Below are 22947 nucleotides of genomic sequence, written 5' to 3' on the forward strand. Positions count from 1 at the left end.
TAATGAGTGAAGGTTATGTGTTTGATTTAAACCGGGCTGAATTCAATGATGATTTTAGTTCGTCAACTGGCAGTGGAGAGCTTTGGCAGGTATATGCCAGGCAACAGTTGGTTAGTAACTTAACCGCGATTTTAAATGACGCAGAGCAGTATGGAAGAGGCAGGGCAGTTAACCCAAGGGAAACCTGGTTATCGCACAATGCAATTCTGGTTACCAGCCCGAGGGGCTCAGGAAAAACGGTGTTTTTGCGCAATTGCGAAGCAATGTGGCGTAGTGAAAACAGTGATAAGAAAGACGCTCTGTTGTTTCTTGACGTGATAGACCCAACCATGTTGATGGCACAAGACTCCTTTGCAAATGTCATCGTGGCGCAAATATATCAGGCAGTTAACAACAAACTTGAACGCTCTAATTGCTGCGATGAGCAATCCCGAAATGATCGCGATGACTTCCACCGCCGATTAAAAAAGCTGGCAGATGCGATGGGTAAAACCTGTGAATTTAACGGCGCAATCGGGATAGACAAAATCCTGAAATATAGCTCGGGTATTCAGCTGGAAAGCTACTTTCACTTGTTTGTTGAATCAGCCATAAAAATATTAGGCTGTAAGGCCATTGTGGTTTCAATCGACGATGTAGATATGGCAATGGAGCGGGCTTTTGAAGTGGTTGACGACGTTAGGCGTTTTCTGGGCTGCCCTTATTTGATCCCGATAGTTAGTGGTGAAATTAAGCTGTATGAGCATATGACTCAGAAGCACTTTGATGACAAAGCCTATGACAATCGCTGCCAGGACACAAAGCTGACGGACAAAGGCAAGGAGCTGAGTGAACATTTAACTATGGCTTATCTGACCAAGGTCTTTCCTTCGCCAATGCGAATTAATCTGTTCTCGGTGGAGCGCCTGCTCAATAAAATGCAGCTCAAATATGGACCAGACAGTGCGCTCAGCATTTCATATCTGGATTATCAGGAAAGCGTGCTCAATCAGTTTTACTTTCTTTGTCGCAACCGTGATGCCAGGAGGAACTGGACCATGCCTGAGTCGGCCCGGGAGCTAACTCAGCTGGTTCGCTCTTTGCCGCCAACATCACTTGAGCAGTCTGAAAAGGATGCTGATATCAGCAACCAGATTGTGCTGTACAACAATTTTAAAAACTGGGCCATGCAGAAGAAAAACGGCGAAGCCCTGGTCTTTGCCGAGTCTGCTTTGTCGTTACTACACGACAGCGAAACGGTCTTTGATATTCGCAAAATTCTGGCATTTAATCTGGTGCAACAAACAGATGCGAATCTTTACCCCTGGGCAAAGTACCATGTGCTGGAAGAACAAGAAAACAGGTTAAAGGAACTGGCAAAACAGGGCGGGGAGAAAATTAATAACGCAAGCTTATTGCAGGCGGCACTTGGCGCAACCGTGAGTGGGGAGCGCAGGAGCTTAAAAGCCATGCCTCCGCTGGAGTTTTTGCTTGAAAAACTGTACGTTACGGGAGATGTAGCGCGTGAAAAATCCGATGTTATTCCAGTGAGTAGTGAGCCGTTATTAAAGGCCGCAAAGGACAATGGATGGAAGCTAAGCGGACGGTGTTACGTCGAAGACGTTTTACTTGATGTTTATACGGAGTCAGGCTTTTACTCGCAGCTTAGAAATAGTTACAAGTTTGTTTTTTTCAGCCGCTCTTTCGAGCTGCTGACTTACTCTATACTGACTGAAAAAGACGCACCAGCTTTGTTGTCAGACGTTTACCAGGTTTTATTAAGAAAACCTTTCTATAGCTTGCCCGCACTGACCGACACTAAGATTGCTTTACAGGGAGAGGCGGATATGGATGAGGACGTTTATGAGTCCAATAGTCAGCGCCATATGAGCGCCCTGATCCTATGTGAAGAAATTCAGCACTGGAGGGCAGAGCACAGTGCGCTGTTCGAGAAGTTTGCAGGTGCACGTATGCTTCCCCTTTTGTCCTACTGCTTTAACAGTGCATTCACCGCAATCAATGTGATAAAGGCCAACTATAGTGTTAATCGTTTTAACGATGAACACCTGACCGACATGGTACTTCGCTTTAAATACAATGTGCTAAACGCACTGATCCGATGCGGTATCGCAGGTGAAGCGGTTTATGCGAATGTACTGGTCGGTGCAAAATCACAAACCGTTCGCACAGAGCAAAATATCATCAACTATGAACGCGCCTATCAGCGCAACCTTAAATTACTTGACGAGGAGCTCAGTACTGCAAAAGCCTCACAAAAGAGCAAAGTGGCACAAGTTGAGCTGATCAAAGCATTACATGATGCTGTGGCGGTTCACCCAATATTTGCGCTTTGTCTTTTTGATAAAGAGGGGAGTGTTCAGCCAAGACTTGCGCTTGGTGACAGGGTGAAGCCAAAGAGCCCGAAGTTGCTCAACGTTTCAAATCTCACTGAAAAAGTGACACTTCAAGAAACATCTAAAGCATTATCTAAGCCGCTACACGATTCTTTGGAGCAATTAGGAGGGTATTTTACCAATGACGGTATCAGGCTCAACTTAATTAGTTCACTTAGCTGGCTACTTTTATATATTATTGATGGACGCGTTAAATCAGAAGATAAAATATATGACTCGCTCGAATCTGCACTCAATATGCGTAATAAACCGGCTAAGGTAAAAGAGCAGTTACTAAGTACACTTATTAGCGCCAAACAACATCTAAATAAACTCTACAATGGCTTCTTATTTTCAAAGGACTTTGAACAGTTAGACGAAAAATTACAAAACCTTATCAAAGCAATTTTAAGGCTGGATCTGGGCGATGATAAAAGTCACTGATAGCACAGCGGTGCTGGCGGCGTTTTTATCCTCCGACAGGTTGGTGTTGCCAGATATATTGCCGGTAAAGTCACGTGTTCACGATATTGAATTGCTTACTCAGGCAATCCTCGATTACCAGCCTTATGTGCATCGTAAGCTGCGTACAGATGATGTACAGGCGATGATAAGTTTGTATCAATTATCAAACGGCAATACCACGCTACGACCTTTGTTGTCGTCATTGGCAAACGAGTATCTGGACTGGCAGGGCAACTGTTTTGTTGTAAAACCGCAACGCTTGAGTGACTGGCTAGCTTTACTGTCGTTGCTTGACGGCAGCTGGGTCATTGCCCAGGCCTATGCGGATCTGCACGTCAATTTTGAGTTCTCGGTGTCTGAATTAGCGCATTGTATTGAGTCATTTCAGTGCCCATTTGCACTGCCAAGGCGAATGAGTAAGTCGTTTGCTGACAATCACGTGCATCTGGGTGGGCATGGTTATCTTGGCCCAAGCTTACTGAGCTTTTGCCTGTATGGCGCTGAAATTAAAAACAAGTTTCACTGGCCTGTCAGACCTGAATACACTGTGTATGAAAGTGGTTACTTAAATAAACAAGATATTGCTACTCAGTGCTGCCTGATTGGCGACGCGCTCGCTCATGGTGTATTTACCAACGACAAAACCATTCAGTATCGTGACAACACAACATCGGGCGATAAGTTTGAGCACAAAACGCTGGATGCGATTAAGTGTTACGAAGCAGAGACAGCGCCACAGCAATTTATTGCCAAAGCCACTTGTGAGTCTCAACCCTCGGCAAAGCGCTGGTTGTTGTACTTAACTGGACTTCTGGTGGAGTCACGCATCGAGTCAGGATCTTTGCTTTTGCTCGCGCGTCTGACAAATATTTTGCGAAATTATATGTTGGTGTCGGGAGTCGGTTTATCTCAGTTTGTTGAGGTGTCTAGATTTGGCGCTCGACATCAGCGAGGCGAAAGCCATACGCTTGGCGCTGGTGTTGTGAATGAATCACTCGAAGCTGACCTGGATAAGGGGGTGATGCGAGAGTTCAGGACAACACCCAACACTTTACTAAAAGGGAAAAATCAAAAAATAAAGCCCGATGCATTTTTTGCCTCGCTAAAGCAGTTGTATCTGAACTCGTTTGCCGAAAATACGCACTTTGTGTTGCACTTTACGCGTTCGGGCAGCCGAGAAGACAAACTTCAGGAAGCGCGCCGCCATGCCCTCAGGCAGCAGACGGAACTATTACAGGACTTTACGCATTCGGTTACCTTTTCTGAGCAAGAGTGTGAGACGATATCAGGGCTTGCGAAGTTTGCATACCTGGATCTGCGCAAAGCTATCCGTGGTTATGACGTGGCTGGAAATGAAAACGAGTTACCGGTGGAAGTTTTTGCGCCAGCACTGCGGGTGCTGCGTGATAGTAAATATCCAACTCAGGGTGTGAAGTTTAATCGCTTACCTAAACCATTTATTACAGTCCATGCTGGCGAGGACTTTAGTCATCTTTTATCTGGTATGCGAGCAATAGATGAAGCAGTCGTATTTTGTGATTATGGTGTGGGCGACCGATTAGGTCATGCACTGGCCATGGGGGTTTGTCCTAAAAAGTGGGCCTGCAGGCAAGACAGGGCCTATCTGTCCGTGGGTGAGCATTTAGATAACTTAGTCTGGTGCCATCAAAAGGCCCTGTCGGTCATTCAATCTGTACCTGAGATGGTCGGTGTGTTGCCTCTGTTGCAGGAGAAAATCCACTATTGGAGCGAGTTCCTGTATGGCGAAGCCCAACCACCCAAGCGTTTATACGATGCCTGGTTGCTCAGGCGCAATTGTCCCATCATTCTCAAATCAGATACGCAGCAGGCGCTTAAATTACCTGAAGTTGGACAGTTTGACCCGAGATTGAGCGGCTGGGTTATGGACTTTGGTGCACAATCAAAAGTGACAGGCCATACAAAACATATAAAGCTTTGGGAGAAGTATCTGTTTGCAAACCGAGACCCTGAATTTAGTCAAAGAAGAGGTACGCTGTTAAGCGTAGACTGTTCCGCTCAGCAAAGTGCACAAACCTTTGGCTTTAGTCATGGGCGGTACTTTGACTCCGTGTCTGCGGCAGAACTGACGCTCTATGAAGCCATTCAGGATTGGCAGATGGAACACTATGCCGCTTTAGGTATCGTCATCGAAGCCTGTCCAACGTCTAACATCTTTATTGGCCGGTTTGAGCATTACAAAGAACACCCCATCTATCGTTGGGATCCACCGAATAAAAACTGGTTAAAAAAGGGAGAAAAATTTAATCAGTTTGGGTTACGAAAAGGCCCGGTAGCAGTTTGCGTCAATACTGATGACGCGGCACTTATGCCAACTACCATAGACAACGAGCACCGGATCCTTGAGCAGGTCGCGGTACATGATTATGAGGTAGGTGCAATGGTTGCCGAAGACTGGGTAGAGCGAATAAGGCAAAGAGGTTTGGAGCTGTTCAGACAAAATCACCTGGACTGGTTCAGTGAGGCTGACAAAACAGCGCTGACGTAACGCTGTTTTATTATCACCACACCAACTCTATTTAACTGCGCAGAAGAGCTGGTGTGGTGAAGAATGAAATAATCAAACCTGATTTTCCAGCGTCTGCCCAGTGCGAATGGCGTTTAGGTTAGTCACTGTGGTGTGGGCGATTTCGGTTAAGGCTTCTTTGGTGAAAAACCCCTGGTGTCCGGTAATGAGCACATTCTGAAAGCTGGCCAGGCGCATAAAAACATCGTCCTGAATCACTTCATCACTGCGGTTTTTAAAGAACAGTTCAGATTCCTGCTCATACACATCCAGGCCAAGGTAGCCGAGCTTTCTGGATTTCAGCGCTCGGATGCAGGCCTTGCTGTCTACCAGAGCACCGCGGCTGGTATTGATCAGCATTACACCTTGCTTCATTTTGTCAAACGCAGCGTCATCGATCATGTGATGCGTGGCATCTGTGAGTGGGCAATGCAGGGTAATGATGTCGCTTTGCTCAAGCAACATATCTAATGATACTTGCGTATAAGAGCCTTCCCCGATATTTGGGTCGTAGACCAGCACATGCGCGCCAAAGCCGTTGAGAATGGCCACCAGAGCCTGACCAATTTTACCACAGCCGATGATACCGACGGTTTTGTTGTGTAGGTTAAAACCCAGTAAGCCGTTGAGGTCAAAATTATCTTCACGTACCCGGTTGTAGGCTTTATGGGTTTTACGGCTCAGTGTCAGCATCAGGGCAATACAATGCTCGGCTACGGCTTCAGGACTGTAAGCAGGGACACGTACTACTTTGATCCCCAAGGCGTGCGCTGCCTCTATGTCGACATTGTTAAAGCCTGCACAGCGTAGTGCAATACTTTGAACACCTAACTCAGCCAGTTCGGCTAACACATTGGCATCAACCTGATCGTTCACAAACACGCAGATGGCATCGAACCCCTGCGCCAGTGCAACAGTCTTGTCGTTTAGTGCTTGCTCAAAAAATTCAAACTCAATATCAGGAAACTGGGTAAGTGCATGCTCAAAAAATGGCAGCTCATACTTTTGCGAACTGAATAGGGCGACTCTCATTGGACACTTGACTCTCTATAATCGATTTTAAGGTTTCGGGCTTTGTCCTGGGCGCATAGCGGGACAATAAAACGCCCTCTGAGTTTACTAAAAACTTAGTAAAATTCCATTTAATAGCGCGGTTTTGCGCGATCCCCCGTGTATTTACCTTGAGGTAATTAAAGAGTGGGTGAGCATCCGGACCGTTCACCAGTATTTTTTCTGAAATGTGAAAGCTCAGATTGAAGTGCGACTGGTAAAACTCCCTTAGCATTTCGTTTTCCAGTGGCTCATTGCGGCCAAACTGGTGGCAGGGAAAGGCAATAATCTCTAATCCCATAGGGTGGTACTTTTTGTATAACTTTTCTAATGCGCTCAGCTGCGGTGCAAAGCTACATTTACTGGCAATGTTGACGATCAACACGGGTCTGCCTTGTAAGGATCTGAGTGCCAGCGTCTCGCCGTTAAGTAGTTTCACGCTGAAACGATAAATGTTCTCCATCCTGTCAGGCTCCTTGATGTTTTTTCTTTTTAATCACTTGATTCATAGCTGGTATTTTTCATTTGCCATGGCTAGATGGCTCAGGTATAACAACTCCATCTTTCTAGCTTAACAGCCAAATAGGACAAATTTATGTCAGTCAAAGTTGCATTCATCGGATTGGGGGTGATGGGCTATCCCATGGCCGGTCATTTACAACAAGCGGGTCATCAGGTGACCGTTTACAACCGTACAACCACAAAAGCAGAGTGCTGGGCGCAGCAGTATCAGGGGGCATTTGCTGCAACACCCAAAGAAGCCGTTACAGATGCTGAGCTGGTATTCATGTGCGTGGGCAACGATGATGACCTGAGATCCGTTGTGTATGGCGATAATGGGGTTTTGGCTGGTATGAAGCCGGATACCGTTTTGATTGACCACACGACAACCTCGGCTAAGGTAGCACGAGAGGTTGCGCAGCGAGCTGCCGAGCAAAACGTTGCATTTCTGGATGCGCCTGTATCAGGTGGCCAGGCTGGCGCTGAAAATGGGGTATTAACCGTGATGGTGGGCGGTGACCCTGAAGTATTTGCGCGTGTGCAACCCGTAATGGCGGCCTTCAGTCGTTTTAGTCAGCTCCTCGGAGAAGTGGGCTCAGGTCAGTTGTGCAAAATGGTGAATCAGATTTGTATTGCTGGTGTGGTACAGGGATTGGCTGAGGGGCTTCACTTTGCGAAACAGGCTGGCCTGGACGGTGAAAAAGTGGTTGAGACAATTGCCAAAGGTGCAGCGGGTTCGTGGCAGATGGAAAACCGTTATAAAACCATGCTAGCGGGAGAGTATGACTTTGGCTTTGCCGTTGATTGGATGCGCAAGGATTTGGGCATTGCACTGGACGAAGCGCGCAGCAATGGCTCTTCATTGTCACTGACTGCGATGGTCGACCAATATTATGCCGATGTACAAGCACTCGGAGGCGGTCGCTTTGATACCTCGAGCTTGTTAGCGCGTCTTGATGCCATTCATGACAAGAAGTAGTTTGTTGTCTCTGTGAGGCGAGGCTGACAAATAAAAAAGGCAGGTGCTTAAGCAACCTGCCTTTTTTGGTATTTATTTACTCACTTAAGCTTTTTTCGACAGCTTGTCTAAGTCGATGTCTTCTTCCAGTGCTTTGGCTGCATCGGCATCATTGAATACTTCGGTATCCAGTTCACCCTCAGACTTGGCCACCACACAAGTTACCATACAGTCACCGGTAACATTTACGGCGGTACGAGTCATATCCAGTAGACGGTCAACACCCATTATGATGGCGATCCCTTCAACAGGCAGGCCAACCTGATTAAGGACCATAGCCAGCATGATTAGGCCGACGCCTGGCACACCTGCGGTACCAACTGAAGCCAAAGTGGCGGTCAGAATGACCATCAGATAGTCACTCAGGGTTAAATCTACAGCGAAGACTTGTGCGATAAAGACAGTTGCAACCCCTTGCATGATGGCGGTGCCATCCATGTTGATGGTTGCACCCAGAGGTACGGTAAAAGAGGCGACCGAGTTATTAGCGCCTAGCTTTTTGGTGGCCGTTTCCAGTGTCACAGGCATAGTGGCACTTGAGCTTGATGTGCTGAATGCGAACATACAGGCATCTTTCATTTTTGCCAGGAAGGTGAGTGGGCTCAGGCCTGTCAGCACTTTTAGCAAAATACTGTAATTGACAAAAGCATGGATCAGCAGGGCTGCAACAACAACGAGGAAGTATTTACCCAGCTCGACAATCAGGTCCATTTCAATACTGGTAAATAGTTTGGCCATCAAACAGAAAACACCATAGGGTGCCAGGTTCATCAACAGGGTTACCAGCTTTAGCACTACGGTATTTAAATCTTCGAATACTTTTGCACAGCGCTTACCTGCATCACCACTTAATGCCATAGCGATACCAAACAACAGTGCAAACACAATAACCTGAAGCATATTGCCACTTGCCATTGCATTGATCGGGTTGGTCGGGAACATCCCGATAATAACCTGAGTGAGTGTGGGTGCTTGTTGAGCATTAAATGTCGCGGTAGTTGGAATTTCAACACCACCACCTGGACTAACGAGCAGAGCAAGTGAGATAGCCACTGTTATTGCGATAGCCGTAGTGGATAAATATAGCAAAATGGACTTACCACCCAGACGACCGAGTTTCTTTGGATCGCTCAGACTACAGGTGCCGACAACGAGAGAAATAAAGACCAGAGGCACAACCAGCATTTTTAGACTAGCGATGAAAATTTGTCCGCCAATGTGGAACAGACCATCAACGAAAAAGCCTTTGACCGGCAAATCGAACAGGCCCAGAGGGATTGCAACTTCAGGCTTATCGCCTAGTATGGATTGTATTAACAGACCCAAAATAACACCCAATACCATGCCCAGCATAATACGGGTTGTTAGGCTCATTTTTTTGTTTTGTGACATAGCCTTTGACATTGTCCTAACACTTCTAATTTACAAAATCGCTATAGCCTAACAGGATAGTTGAAGATGAACAGAAAAAATCGATGACGGCCGCTAAAAATTTGTGATTTTAGATCCACAATTGGGTTAACATGGTGAAAATAACTCAAAATTATTAGATTGCAAGGGAGAATCGAAAATGTCTCTGATGCGCTGGTTTAGTATTACTTTGCTCAGCTTGCTGATGATCGCCTGTGGTGGCGGTGGTTCGATTGAAAAAGACACCTCGGGAGGTGGCGGTACAAATACCGACTATGAATTGGTACTTACTACTAGTTCCGCGAGTGGGGGAAGCCTGAGTATCAGCAACCCTATTACTATTACGGCCAAGCTCACCAATGATGGTGCGCCCATTGCAAATAACCTGGTTAATTTCACTAATGATGAGTTTTCAGACTTTGCTTCTGTCAGTTCTCAGTTAACTGATAGCAACGGTGAGGCCAAAGTGACCATTATTGCCAATCGGGCAGCGGGAGCAGGTACTATTTCTGCCACCGCAGATGTGGGTGAAAATACCGTGACAGGCTCGGTGCCATATGCTGCTGATGGTGATGGTGGTATTCAGATTGCGATGACCATCACTGGTTCAGATGGACTGGCAATCGATGCGAGCAATCCAATTGCGGGTTCAGAAATCGCCACTGTTACTGCGATTCTCACGGATAATGGTACACCTCTGAGTGGTCAGGTGTTGGAGTTTTCAAGAGAAGCGGATAGTGAAAATCTGCTGGTTACCAATGGTAACTCTAACGTGCAAACTGATGCAAATGGTGCCGCCCGCCTACTGGTACAAGCCACAGACGAGATAGGGGCCGGCTATGTGCAGGTTACATACAACGAAGATATTAATGCACGTATCGGTTTCGAGTCTGCGGGGAACCCTTTTTACGACAAAGAAATTTATGATCTGAGCGTTCAGCTGGTTGATGCAAATGATCAAACCTCTTCAGATCTCTCTTTAGCGACACCATTAACAGCAAAAATTCAGCTGACTTTAAATGAACAACCTGTTGCGAATGCCGACATTCTGGTCGAGGCGGAAGAAAGTGCGCGCTTTGCCAAGCCGACAGAATCAGTCAGAACGGATGCCACTGGTCAGGCTGAAATACAGCTCTTTGCAACGAGCACAGCGACGGTTGCGCAACAACTCGATGCTTTTACCGCGACATACATGTTAGCGGGTGAGGAGGCTGCAAGAACGGTTGCCAGCTATGTTGGTGCGGGCGATGGTGGTATTCAGCTGACCGTGAGTGTCGAGGATGCCCAGAATGAAGAAATAAACAAAGAGAATCCTTTGAGTCTTGGTAAGGAAGGATTCCTTAAAGTTAATTTGAAAAAAGATGGTCAGCCTTTGGTCAAGCAATTGGTTACTGTGAGTGAGCTGGTGCTGGCTGATATCACAGACAATGGCACCGCTGAGACTGACAGCAATGGTGATGCTGAGCTGACATTGAGTGTCAACGATTCTCGTGGATGGGAGCAGTTTACAGTAACCTACACAGAAACAGACACGACCAATACAATAGTGAGTTCTGGCCGCTATTACTCAAATGGTCTTGCAGCAGGGGCTGGAGTGCAGTTGACGGTGACTGTTTTAGACCTTAATGGCAATGCTATTAATGAAGGCAATCCGCTCAGTGCGACAAATCCAGGTCAGGTCGTTGTGACCTTGCGCGAAGATGACACACCGCTAAGTAATGAATTGATCACTGTATCAGGTGGTTTAAAGGCGGTAACCTCTCCATCTGATGGCGTATCTAATACAAACTCAAGCGGTGAGGCAAGAGTCACCCTGATCCCGAATCAAGAGGAGGGTTGGGCTGAGGTCACCGCTTCGTTTGGTGACGGCGGCGCAGCCGTAACGAAAACAGCCCGGTATTTTTCAAGCGGCGATCCTAATTTCGGTGCAAGTGGTTATCAATTGACACTGGTCGGTAAAAACGCCCAGGGTGATGAGTCAAATTCACTGTCAGCGCAAATGCCGCTGACCATTGAGGCACGTCTTACGTTCAATGGTAACGTACAGGAAAATCAAAATATTCAATTGAGTGTGAATGAATTTGGTGTCCTGGACCCTGAGTCAGGCTCGGTACTGACTAATAACGAGGGGATCGCAACCATTCAGTTATTAGATAATTCTATTTCAGGAGCAGGACGTGTAAGTGCACGTTATGAAGCCAATAATGGCGTTATCGTTACTCAGAATTTTAATTTCAATAGTGCCGGAGACGGCGGGGTAAATATTTCCATTGTAAGCATTCTGGATAGTGACGGAGATGCCATTTCTACTCAGCTTTCAGGTGGAAATAAACTCGCTGAGGATCATAATGGTATTGCCACTGTGCAGCTAATAGAAAATGGTCTGCCCTTATCCGGAAAGTTAGTGACGTTTACTACAGATTCGGTTGCTACTATGAACCCCCAAAGTGGCCGTGCTGTCACTGATGAAAATGGCTTTGCGAGTGTTGAGCTACTTGCGACCAATACTTCAGGGATCGGTGAAGTGTATGCAGAGTATCTGACATTCTCAACGCCTCGCGTCACCTTTGCCTCTGATGGTGCAGTGATTGTTGATGAGGGTGAGTATAAGATGGTTGTCCGGTTACTGATCAATTGTCAGGATGATTGGGATAGTAACCGAGATGCAACAGGGATAACGGACGCAGATCTGGCAAAGTGTGATGAAGTGACTAATGTCCCTTCAACTGAATTGGCCGAAGTGTATGTTAAATTGACACCGACTGCGAATCCGGATAAAGGCATTGAAAATGCGATTGTTAGTGTCCAAACCAACAAGGGGCAAATTCTACCTTCTTCTGGCCAAGTTCTGACTGATCTGCAAGGCGTTGGCTTACTGAAACTGCAACCGGGTGACTCAGGTGGTGCCGGTACGATTACAGCGAGTTACCTTGATGAGAGCGATACGAAAAACTTCTCTGTTGGTATTCAGGATCTGTTCTTAAGCTTAAGCAGTGAACTGGATTCCGGTGGTAATCGCGACAGTTTGGCCGCCGGTGACAGCTTTATTCTGACCGCGACGATTTTTACTGATGAGGCAGACCCGGATAATTCGATATACGGTCAGCCCGTCGATGTGGAGTTTACTTCGACCTGTGCTGATGAAGGGTTGGCAACCATAGATGGACAGGTGCGCTCTAAAGACGGTAAAGCATCTTCAACATATCGTGCTCAGGGTTGTAGCGGCAATGATACAATTGTGGTTACGGTGACTTCAGGCGGCGGTGTGAATGACCCGGAAAGCTATGTGTTTACGGTTGACGATGCGCCAGTACAAGCTATCCAGTTTATTGAAGCATCTAATGCCTTTATTGCATTACCGCCCGGCTTGGGTGCCACACCCACCACCTCAACGGTGAAATTTAAGCTACTGGATACGGATGACCGACCGTTAAAACAGAAGCAAATTGAGTTTAGACTGGCGGACTTGACCGGCTCTGCTGATCTTACCAACTACAAAGGCAGTACAGACAGTGAAGGATTTGCGCAGACAACCGTGCAATCCGGAGTTGTGCCTGGTGCCATCGTGGTTGAAGCCTGCTACATCTCTGATGAGGTTATTGCGTCTTATGCCACTACGAATGAGTATCCGACTTGCTGGCAATCTGTTATAGATCAATGTGCCACAGACAATACTCACCCGAGATGCCCAGATGTGAACGATAACTTGACGTTGCGCTTGATCCCCGTTGCAGATCAGGTCAATGCTGTCTCTTCAGGTATCGTATTATCGTCGGGTGTACCAGATCAGAATAGCTTTGATATTGCTGCTGATAACCTAGTGTTAAACGCATTAAACTACGTAGGTGTGACAACCAATATTTCTGTTTATTTTGGTGACCAGTTCAACCAGTTAACCGGTGATAACCTGGTGGCAAGTGTCACAGCCGAAGCGGGCGTGGTCGGCAGTATTGATGGTACGGGCGGTTCTCCTTCATATCAGTGTGCGATTGTGGATGGCGTGTGTACAGTGCAATGGCGCAAGCAAGGTGAGTTCCCATACAACGACACAGATACCTGGCGTAACACCATTGGCGATGTCTGTGATACATATGGTGGTCAACCTGTTCCCTGTATCAATGGTTTCCCATCTGTCTATCGTTATACCGATGCTGACGGTAATTTCTTGCAAGATCAAGATGGTAACGATATGACCGAGGTGGTAGATGGTGTTACGTTACCTGCTGAGTTGCCTGTGGTCAGAGGTGGACGGATCACTGTATTGGCCACTGCTAAAGGTCAGGAGAGCTTTATAGACAAGCAAAGCAGCGCAGATATTAGCAGAACGAACGGGATATTTGATGAAGGTGAGTTCTTCAGCGCGTTTGACTTACCGGAAGCCTTTGTAGATCACAACAAAAATGGCACATTTGATGCCATAGATTGTAATGATTCGGCTGAAGCACATAAATGTACGTTCAGGTTCAGTGATGGCGGTCACAATGAGACCTACCTGGATGGCAACAACGATCTGTCTTACACCAGTGAAGACAATAAATATAATGGCCTGTTATGTGGTGAACAAGCTTTGACAGGTGGCCATTGTACGCGTGATTTGGTTGATGTACGCCGAGATCTGGAGTTGATCATCGCAGGCGATGTACCTTACGCGCGCTTCGTCATCGCCAGCAACTTGATTGGCGGTGCCGCCTGTACGGGTACAATCAATGGTTTCAGTGGCCTGGAGCAGACGGAAGACGAGGATTACTGTGATTTGAATGTCGTTGATTTAACCATTGTTGAGTCAGCTGATGTTGAGATCTATTATTCAGATCTGTTCGGTAATGCATTTCCTACGGGAACTACTGTCAGTATCACAGCAGATAATGGGGAAATTTCGATTAGTGAAGTCAATACTATTGTCAGTGCCACTGATATCTACGGGATCAAAAAAGCCGTGGTGAAAGTCTCCCGGGAAACGGCCGCAAACAGTAAGACAACGGGTAATCTGACGATTACGTTTACCATTCCATCGCCGTTTGAAGGACAAGATCCGACGATTGTCTCAAAAAGTATGCAAATTATAGACGCGGGTTAATAGACTTAAAAAAGGGCCAAATCATTGGCCCTTTTCCTTTACCCCTTGAAATTCCTTTTATATCCGCTATATTCGCCCTTTCCATCAAGCAATCTATACGCCTGGGTAAATTAACAGCAACAATTGTTCATAAAATCACTGCTTGGCGAAAAGATCGAATGAAAAGCTTGTAACAATAGGTATTTGTGGATATACCTATATTTAATCGCGCCCAATGAAGGGCAACAACCAGACAGAAGTCAAATAGGCAGCTATGGGCAAATCGCTAGTAATCGTAGAGTCTCCCGCAAAGGCAAAAACTATCAATAAGTACCTGGGTAAAGACTACATTGTGAAATCCAGTGTCGGTCATATCCGTGATCTTCCTACCTCAGGCGCAGGCAAAACCAAAGGTCTGGCAACTAAATCTCCTGCTGAAGTGAGAAAAATGTCGCCAGAGGAAAAAGCTGAGTACAGAAAAAAGAAAGATTACGCGAACCTGGTTGCCCGGATGGGGATAGACCCGGAAAAGGGCTGGGAGCCGCACTATGAAGTGTTACCCGGCAAAGAAAAAGTGGTTCAGGAGCTGGCCAAGCTCGCAGAAAATGCCGACACCATCTATCTCGCAACCGATTTGGATAGAGAGGGAGAGGCCATTGCATGGCACCTGGAAGAAGTGATTGGTGCCGATGCAAGTAAATACAAACGTGTTGTATTTAACGAAATCACCAAAAATGCCATCACACAGGCGTTTGAGGCACCGGGTCAGCTAAACACGGACATGGTGTATGCGCAGCAGGCACGACGCTTTTTGGACCGCGTGGTGGGCTTTATGGTGTCACCTTTGCTATGGCAAAAAGTCGCGCGCGGATTGTCAGCGGGTCGTGTTCAGTCTGTGGCGGTGCGCTTGTTGGTTGAACGTGAACGTGAAATCAAAGCCTTTATTCCGGAAGAGTTCTGGGATATTCACGCAGATACCGCACTGGCAGAGCAGGATGTTCGTTTTGCTGTGACTAAGTATCAGGGTGAAGCGTTTAAGCCGCTGAACGAAACGCAAGCCAATAAAGCCGTTACTGAACTGCAAAAAGCGCAGTATCAGGTTGTTAAGGTTGAAGAGAAACCCAGTAAGAGCCGCCCGAGTGCACCCTTTATTACGTCAACCATGCAACAGGCCGCCAGCACCCGATTGGGTTATGGTGTTAAAAAGACCATGATGCTGGCACAGCGTTTGTACGAAGCGGGTTACATTACCTATATGCGTACTGACTCAACCAACTTATCGAATGATGCGGTTGAAATGGCACGTGGCTATATTCAGGATAACTTTGGCGATAAGTACTTGCCGGGTGCCCCCATTAAATACAGTGCGAAAGACAATGCACAGGAAGCGCACGAAGCAATTCGTCCTTCAGATGTGAACATCCTTTCTGGCCATGTTGAGGGCGTAGATGCCGACGCTAAGAAGCTCTATGAGCTTATCTGGCGTCAGTTTGTGGCATGTCAAATGACACCAGCAGAGTATGACCTGACCAATATCACCGTAGGTGCAGGCGATTACACACTTAAGGCACGTGGCCGTGTGTTACGTTTTGACGGTTGGACACGCGTTCAGCCAGCAGTCCGTAAGAAAAATGAAGAAGAGCAGGCGTTACCCGCTGTGGCAGTGGGTGACATCGTTCAGTTGCAGGCACTTGATCCGAAGCAGCACTTTACCAAGCCACCGGCGCGTTTCAGCGAAGCAAGTCTGGTTAAAGAGCTCGAAAAGCGTGGCATTGGTCGTCCTTCAACATATGCGTCGATTATTTCGACCATTCAGGACCGTGGCTATGTGCGGGTAGAAAACCGCCGCTTTTATGCCGAGAAAATGGGCGAAATAGTTACTGACCGCTTGATCGAAAACTTCGATGAGCTGATGGACTTTGACTTTACGGCCAAAATGGAAAACCGCCTGGATGAAATCGCAGAAGGCGATCGAGTCTGGACTCAGGTACTTGATAAGTTTTACGCTGATTTCTCTAACCAGCTCGATCTGGCTGGTAAAGAAGAAGCGGAAGGTGGTATGCGCCAGAATGTGATGGTTGAGACTGACATTGACTGTCCAACCTGTGGTCGTAAGATGGGGATCCGTACAGCGTCCACTGGGGTATTCCTGGGCTGTACAGGCTACAACTTGCCACCAAAAGAGCGCTGTACCACCACGATGAACCTGATCCCCGGAGATGAAGCGGTTGATGCTGATGTTGAAGACGCAGAAACTGAAAGCCTGAGACAGATGAAACGTTGTCCTATCTGTGAAACCGCGATGGATTCCTATCTGATAGATGAAAAGCGCAAGTTGCATGTGTGTGGTAACAACCCGGGTTGTAGTGGTTACGTCATTGAAGAAGGCAGCTTTAAAATCAAAGGCTATGATGGCCCGGTGATTGAATGTGATAAGTGTGGCTCAGATATGCAGCTTAAGTCTGGTCGTTTCGGCAAGTACTTTGATTGTACCAGTGATGACTGTAAGAACACGCGTAAACTACTTAAAAGCGGTGAGCCTGCGCCACCAAAAGAAGATCCGGTACACTTACCAGAGCTACCCTGTGAGAAATCTGAAGCTTATTTTGTGCTGCGTGACGGTGCATCTGGTATCTTCCTGGCGGCACATACATTCCCTAAATCCAGGGAAACCCGTGCACCAAAAGTGGCCGAGCTAAAGCGTTTCAGAGATCGGATCTCGCCTAAGTTCTATTATCTGGCGGATGCGCCGGAACAGGACAATGATGGCAACCTGGCCGTTGTCAGATATTCACGTAAAACTAAAACACAGTACGTGATGACTGAAGTGGAAGGCAAAGCCACAGGCTGGAAAGCGACTTATGCGAACGGCAAGTGGGTCGAAGAAGAGAAAAAGCGCAAGAGCGCCAAATCTTAATGAGTCTGCTTGGGTGACAAGCAAGAGATGACAAAAAAGGCCAGCTTTGCTGGCCTTTTTACTGTTTGAGGATCAGATGTCAACTTCAGTCACGGTCAGATAGTCACTGGCAGTTAGCTCTTCGTTAACACACTGCAAAACGTACTGGCGTAGCGCATCGGTTGCCACTTCGTCATCCTGAGCCCATTCAACACACATTTGTGTCAGTTCGGCTATCAGGCTGGCTGGTGCGCTTTGTTGTTGCACATCATCAGCTACAGCGGAGATTGAAGTTAAAGTTGCGGCTAAAACGAAGCTCGCCAGCGCTGAAAATAGTTTCATTGATGTTTCCTTTTGTGTTTAGTGTCACGTTTCGTCACAGTGAGTTTTTAAATCAAAAGACAAAAAAAGAACAACGAAATAAATCACTCCTGAAGATAAGTGAATGTGATTTTGCAACAAATCGAGTGTTTATGATTAGGGAACTGCTGTTCTAACAGTGATATACTTCAACGACTTGACGTATCTATGGCCTTTTTTGAGGGCGATTAAGGACGGAATAATGACCAATTACCGCGGACGAATCCGCACACTGTTCAGGCACAGTCTTATTGCTTTAGGTCTGCTTGGTGCTCCTGGTAGTTACGCGACTACGTTGGAAACAGCCAATCTGACACCTTGTTATACTAAGGGTCTGGCAGACAGGTTAATGTGTGGCAGCGTTGAACAACCTCTTTCAGAACAGGGTAACGATGAAAAAATCAGGATTCATTTTGCGGTGATCCCGGCCATCAAGCAGGTGCATCCATCGGAAGCCATCCTGGCATTTGCAGGAGGCCCGGGCCAGTCGGCCATTGAGGTTGCAGCCGTATTTGCCCGTATCTTACGATATGCTCGCGAAGATCGCGATATCATCCTGGTGGATCAACGGGGCACGGGAAAGTCCACCTTGTTGCAATGTGATATGGACCCACTTGAGGCACAGTTTGCCTTCAATGATGATGCTTTGCCTATTTTTGAATATAGCCGTGACGAAACCCAAAAGTGTAAAACGAAACTCAATACGGATCTGAGCAATTTTACGACGGTTGCCGCAGCCAGTGATTTTGAAGCGGTGAGACTGGCACTGGGATATCAAAAGCTGCACCTGTTTGGCGCTTCTTATGGGACACGTATTGCGCAGGAATATATGCGCCGCTATCCGCAAGCAGTGGCTAGTGCGACGTTGGACGGGGTAGTGCCTATGCAGCAAAGTCTGGTTGCCATAGGTGAAGCCATTGATAAGTCATTGCAGGCAATTTTTATCGATTGTGCTGAAAAAGCAGATTGCCGTCAGCAGTATCCCAAGCTGGACCAACAGTATCAAACTCTAATAACTCAGTTAGAAGCGCAACCGGCAATCGTTCAGATCCCACATCCCAGAACACATCGACCCATCCCGCTGGTTTTGACACAGAGTAAAGTACGCTCGGCCGTTCGCATGGCGCTTTACAGTCATACTACGCGCGCTCTGGTACCGTTGGCTATCAGCGAAGCTAGCAGAGAAAACTATTTGCCATTGGTGGGCCTGATGGGCAGTGATTCGGCGTTTGGTTCGTTGGCTATGGGTATGCACAGTGCCATTGTGTGCGGTGAGGACTGGCCTGTGCTGACACCTCAAGAACGAGCGCGGTTTTCAGCGACCTATTTCGGTCGCATGATGATAGAGTCGCTCGATGCAAGCTGTCCTGTTTGGCAGGTTGATGCCGTAGACAAAACCTTCTATCAACCATTAACGACTAGTATACCAACGTTATTGTTATCTGGCGGGTTAGATCCCGCAACACCACCTGAGTGGGCAGAGCTGGCGATGGAAAATATGGCTAATGCGCGTCATCTGATTGCCGAAGAAGCAACACATGGTGTGGCTGCACAAAGCTGTGCTGACAAACTGGTCGCTGAATTTATTGATCATGGTGAACTAAAGAGACTGGATGCCAGTTGTTTGAGTAAAACAGCAGTGAAACGGTATTTTATGAATCCCAATGGTCCAGTATTAGTTAAAGAGGAGCCGTAATATGATCACTGTGCATAATCTACAGAAACAAATCGCGTCGGTGAATGCGCTGGACGGACTGAGTTTCAGTGCAGAGAATGGCCAGATCACTGGGTTGCTTGGCCCCAATGGTGCAGGCAAAACAACCTGTCTGAGGACAGTGTTTGGATTATTACAGGCAGATCAGGGATACGCAGAAATAGACGGGATTAAAGTTCATGAGGATCCCATGGCAGCCAAGCAGCAGCTTGGTTTGTTTCCGGACCCGTGTGGTTTGTATGAACGCTTGACACCCAGAGAGTATATTCAGTTTTATGCCGAGCTGAGCGGGATGGCCAAATCACAGGCCATATCGGCCACGCAACGCGTGATTGAGCAGTTGCAAATGATGGACATTGCTGACAGGCGCTGTCAGGGCTTTTCCCAGGGCCAGCGAATGAAAACGGCACTTGCGCAGGCAATCGTTCATCAGCCACGCAACATCATTCTTGATGAACCAACACGCGGTCTGGATGTTATGAGTACCCGTGTACTCAGAGAGTTATTATTGATGCTCAAGGCGCAGGGACATTGCGTGTTGTTCTCCAGCCATGTGATGCAGGAGGTGGCAGCCCTGTGTGATCATGTGGTGGTCATGGCAAAAGGCAAAGTGGTTGCGCAAGGCACACCTACGCAGTTGTGTGAACAAACGGCCAAATCGAGCCTGGAAGAGGCTTTTATTGCTCTGATCGGCAGTGACGAGGGGATAGCGGCATGATGAAGCAAGTCAATATCCTGTTCAAGAAAGAGCTACTTGATGCGTATCGCGATAAACGTTCGGTCATGGCCGGGCTTTATTATGCGTTTGGCGCGCCGATCGTGATGTGTTTGCTGTTTTCAATACTGTTACAACAAATGGCTTCACCTGAAGCACTTAAGATCACCATTTCTGGTGCTGAACGTGCACCTAATCTCGTGCAGTATCTTGACAGTGTCGACATAAGCCACAGTGATGAAGCCGATACAAAACCTATCCACCTGGAGATTGATGAAGCATATCAACAGGATATGGCGACAGGTCGCAGTGCAACAGTGGTGATTGTTGCTGATAAGTCTGATAGCAAGCTGATAAAGTCGGTCCGGCGACTGGAAACGGCATTGCTAAGGTATAACAGCGAAGTCGCGGGATTACGTTTGGTGGCTAGGGGGATTGATCCTGGGTTGATGCGTGCCCTGGATGTACAAACGCAGGATCAGGCCACGCCAGATGCCAAAGGCGGTTTGTTTCTGGGAATTGTCACTTTGTCTATTATCATTGCGGTTTTTTATTCGGCGATGAACTTAGGCATAGATACCAGTGCAGGCGAGCGTGAACGTAATTCACTGGCACTATTGCTCAGTCATCCGCTCAGTAGTATGCAGATTGTGCTGGCCAAAGTTGCCGCAATTGCGACTTTTTCGGTTCTGGGTCTGGCCCTGGTGCTGATCGTATCAAAGTTTGCTTATGCCATGGTGGCCTGGGAGCAGCTGGGATTTAGTATTACCCTGGATCAGCGCTTCATGGTGGTTAGCCTGATCATCGGTATTCCAATCGCACTCATGTCTGCCAGTATGCTTATCTTCGTCTCTTTTATGGCAAAGTCGTTTAAAGAGGCACAGTCCTACGTCACTATGGTACTGATGGTACCAGTGGGCCTGAGTATGATGACCAGCTACGATATCGCCACGGAGACAATTCAATGGTTGCCGATTGCTGCACAGCAGTACGCGATGATTGAACTGATCAAAGGTAACGCCTTACCATTGGCACCGCTGGCAGTGGCGTCGGCGTCTACTTTGGCATTGTTTGGGCTGTTCACTTACCTGAGTAGCAGAATGCTGAAAAGTGAAAAAGTGGTGTTCGGTTTATAAATACAGCAACACTTTATCTCCTATCAAGCCGGCAGACCTTAGCCGGCTTGATAGAAGAATAAAAAGACGGGCAGGCAGATAAGCAGTCCGACAAAAAAGAGTTTGAAAAAGCCGTCTCTGTTCTCGGTCAGATCAGCCAAGCCGATACTGTCTTGCCCATTCCGCTCAAAAGGCCTGAAGTGCCTGTATATCTTCATAGTGAGCAAACCAACAATAAATGGCAGTACAACTACCGCCACGATTAATATCACCAAATACCAAGCTTCCGGTACCGTATTTCTCATTGTCTAAGCAACCTGATTAAAATAGGTACATTAGCAAAGAATCTCCTAGCCATAAAGCACTTCCACGTAATGGGTCGTAATGGCAAAAAAGTCAATTTTCGACTCTACTCTGATTGGGTGCTATTTGGCACCTACAACCACAGAGCAAAGCAAGTTACGCGTTAAGGAGCACAAACATGTCACATGTTACAATTAAAAGGGTCATGGGGTTTGGAGGGGAAACGCTGGCTGAGTATCGGGCTCAGCAGATGAAAGAGCCGCGCTGGCAATATGTTACTCAAGGTGTGTCCGATGCTGATTTGGATAACAACTTTGAGTTTTTAAACGGGGCAGTGCTTGACCGTAAAGTAGGCACACACCTATTGCAAACTACCACCGGATTGTTTGGCCCAATTCGGACAGGCACAATTGTTCACCTTGATCCAAATGCAGCGAACCAAGTGATTCAAAGCGACAGGGCACCACTTAACCCAGAGGGGGATCTCATCACGCGTCTTAACCAGCTTCACGATGTGCGCACCGGTAAGCCGCCAGGGGCCGACAATGCGTTGGCGGTAAGCGGTTTTTGGACTGCTGCGACGGACGGTGCGGGGATCGCTGGCCTGGACGGCGCCTCTAACGTGTTTGGTAGTACAGGCCAGCTTATACTCAACCCTGAATGTGCCGGCGAGCCGGTATCGCTTACATTTCCATTGTTGCGATTTGGCTCAACTGAACAAGAGCAATGCAATTACCTTGAGACGCTCGCTTACTATGGTGGAACGTTGCTTCAGCCGGGCGAGCAGTTTGACTTAGGCTTCACGCAGGATTTGTGGGGCATTCAGTACGATCAGAAACTACCTGAGTATGTGACAGAGTATGAGTTTAGCCCAACTAAAGGTGGAGGCTTGTTTGTCGAGCATCATCCTTTCCCCCATATCTGGCTTCCGGCGACAGGCATAGATCCGGCCTTTAAAGAACCGACAGTTTCCAGAATATTGCTCGGTCGCAGGCTCAATTGCAGCCACGAAGATGGCTATTATCGCACCGTCACCAATGAGCAATACCACTTCACTGTGTTTGAGGTACCAAACGATGGGAGTGCGCTCGCTATTCGTCCTCAGTGCATCCACAACGATAGTTTCACGAAAGGGGCGCAAACCGTGTTCCTGGGTAATACCGCGGCGAATACTGTGGCACTGCGCCAGAGCATGCCCGTGACAGAGATGGTGGTGGGCAACACGCCTGTGTCTGGTCTGTCAGATTAACTGCCATATGTCGTACAGTACGAGGCCTGTTCTGGGCCCGTACTCCTTCCTGAAGTTAGTTTCTATTTAATGATCCTTCAACACACGCTAAATAAACTTGAATATTTTTAATGATCAAACTCATTCAATTATTGCATTTCTACCAATATATAGACTAAACCAGAATAATGATGAAAAT

14 protein-coding genes are annotated in these 22947 nt (G+C 47.3%); 9 read left to right on the top strand and 5 right to left on the bottom strand.

The features are described 5' to 3' along the window. Positions 1-2: 2 nt before the first annotated feature. Together rdrA and rdrB are read left to right on the top strand one after the other, a co-directional pair. Entirely contained in the window at positions 3-2816 is a 2814-nt protein-coding gene (gene rdrA / locus MHN31_RS21225; protein WP_239445260.1) for an antiviral RADAR system adenosine triphosphatase RdrA, read from the top strand. Then, positions 2800-5364 carry an antiviral RADAR system adenosine deaminase RdrB gene (gene rdrB / locus MHN31_RS21230; protein WP_239445261.1) on the top strand — a complete coding sequence of 855 codons (2565 nt, stop codon included), beginning with the start codon at positions 2800-2802 and terminating at the stop codon, positions 5362-5364. Before rdrA ends, rdrB begins: the two co-directional genes overlap by 17 nt. Before the next feature lie 72 nt (positions 5365-5436). Here rdrB and MHN31_RS21235 read toward each other — a convergent pair whose 3' ends face one another. Both MHN31_RS21235 and MHN31_RS21240 read right to left on the bottom strand, forming a co-directional pair. Continuing rightward, entirely contained in the window at positions 5437-6414 is a 978-nt protein-coding gene (locus MHN31_RS21235; RefSeq protein ID WP_125564017.1) for a 2-hydroxyacid dehydrogenase, read from the bottom strand. Further along, positions 6380-6895, bottom strand: coding sequence for a glutathione peroxidase (locus tag MHN31_RS21240; RefSeq protein ID WP_125564019.1), 516 nt, complete (start codon positions 6893-6895; stop codon positions 6380-6382). Before MHN31_RS21240 ends, MHN31_RS21235 begins: the two co-directional genes overlap by 35 nt. 132 nt (positions 6896-7027) lie before the next feature. On the opposite strand from MHN31_RS21240, the gene MHN31_RS21245 reads away from it, so the two are divergent. Then, complete coding sequence (locus MHN31_RS21245) at positions 7028-7912, top strand: NAD(P)-dependent oxidoreductase (protein ID WP_125564020.1); 885 nt, start codon at positions 7028-7030, stop codon at positions 7910-7912. Positions 7913-7996: 84 nt separating this feature from the next. Here the strand turns inward: MHN31_RS21245 and MHN31_RS21250 are convergent, their stop codons facing one another. Further along, a complete protein-coding gene (locus MHN31_RS21250; RefSeq protein WP_138536395.1) occupies positions 7997-9343 on the bottom strand; it encodes a dicarboxylate/amino acid:cation symporter in 1347 nt (448 codons plus the stop codon). Between the two features lie 178 nt (positions 9344-9521). On the opposite strand from MHN31_RS21250, the gene MHN31_RS21255 reads away from it, so the two are divergent. Continuing rightward, positions 9522-14438: a hypothetical protein gene (locus tag MHN31_RS21255; RefSeq protein ID WP_239445262.1), complete on the top strand. Its 4917-nt coding sequence runs from the start codon at positions 9522-9524 to the stop codon at positions 14436-14438. A gap of 253 nt (positions 14439-14691) precedes the next feature. Beyond that, positions 14692-17334: a type I DNA topoisomerase gene (topA, locus tag MHN31_RS21260; RefSeq protein WP_125564027.1), complete on the top strand. Its 2643-nt coding sequence runs from the start codon at positions 14692-14694 to the stop codon at positions 17332-17334. Positions 17335-17406: 72 nt separating this feature from the next. On the opposite strand, the gene MHN31_RS21265 is transcribed toward topA, so the two are convergent. Next, positions 17407-17655: a hypothetical protein gene (locus MHN31_RS21265; protein ID WP_125564226.1), complete on the bottom strand. Its 249-nt coding sequence runs from the start codon at positions 17653-17655 to the stop codon at positions 17407-17409. Between the two features lie 220 nt (positions 17656-17875). On the opposite strand from MHN31_RS21265, the gene MHN31_RS21270 reads away from it, so the two are divergent. The 3 genes from MHN31_RS21270 to MHN31_RS21280 are packed head-to-tail and all read left to right on the top strand — an operon-like array spanning position 17876 to position 21238. Next, positions 17876-19369: an alpha/beta hydrolase gene (locus MHN31_RS21270; protein ID WP_239445263.1), complete on the top strand. Its 1494-nt coding sequence runs from the start codon at positions 17876-17878 to the stop codon at positions 19367-19369. Between the two features lies 1 nt (position 19370). Then, on the top strand, positions 19371-20105 hold the full coding sequence (locus MHN31_RS21275) for an ATP-binding cassette domain-containing protein (RefSeq protein ID WP_125564230.1): 735 nt from the start codon (positions 19371-19373) through the stop codon (positions 20103-20105). After that, positions 20102-21238, top strand: coding sequence for an ABC transporter permease subunit (locus MHN31_RS21280; protein WP_125564232.1), 1137 nt, complete (start codon positions 20102-20104; stop codon positions 21236-21238). The genes MHN31_RS21275 and MHN31_RS21280 overlap by 4 nt, the downstream gene beginning before the upstream one ends. A 38-nt stretch (positions 21239-21276) precedes the next feature. On the opposite strand, the gene MHN31_RS21285 is transcribed toward MHN31_RS21280, so the two are convergent. Continuing rightward, on the bottom strand, positions 21277-21522 hold the full coding sequence (locus MHN31_RS21285; RefSeq protein WP_125564233.1) for a hypothetical protein: 246 nt from the start codon (positions 21520-21522) through the stop codon (positions 21277-21279). A gap of 176 nt (positions 21523-21698) precedes the next feature. Between MHN31_RS21285 and MHN31_RS21290 the strand changes: the two genes are divergently transcribed. Then, positions 21699-22769: a hypothetical protein gene (locus MHN31_RS21290; protein WP_125564235.1), complete on the top strand. Its 1071-nt coding sequence runs from the start codon at positions 21699-21701 to the stop codon at positions 22767-22769. Positions 22770-22947: the final 178 nt, after the last annotated feature.

This window comes from Pseudoalteromonas sp. McH1-42, from assembly GCF_022347845.1.
In the GTDB taxonomy this organism is placed as follows: Bacteria; Pseudomonadota; Gammaproteobacteria; order Enterobacterales; family Alteromonadaceae; genus Pseudoalteromonas; species Pseudoalteromonas rubra_D.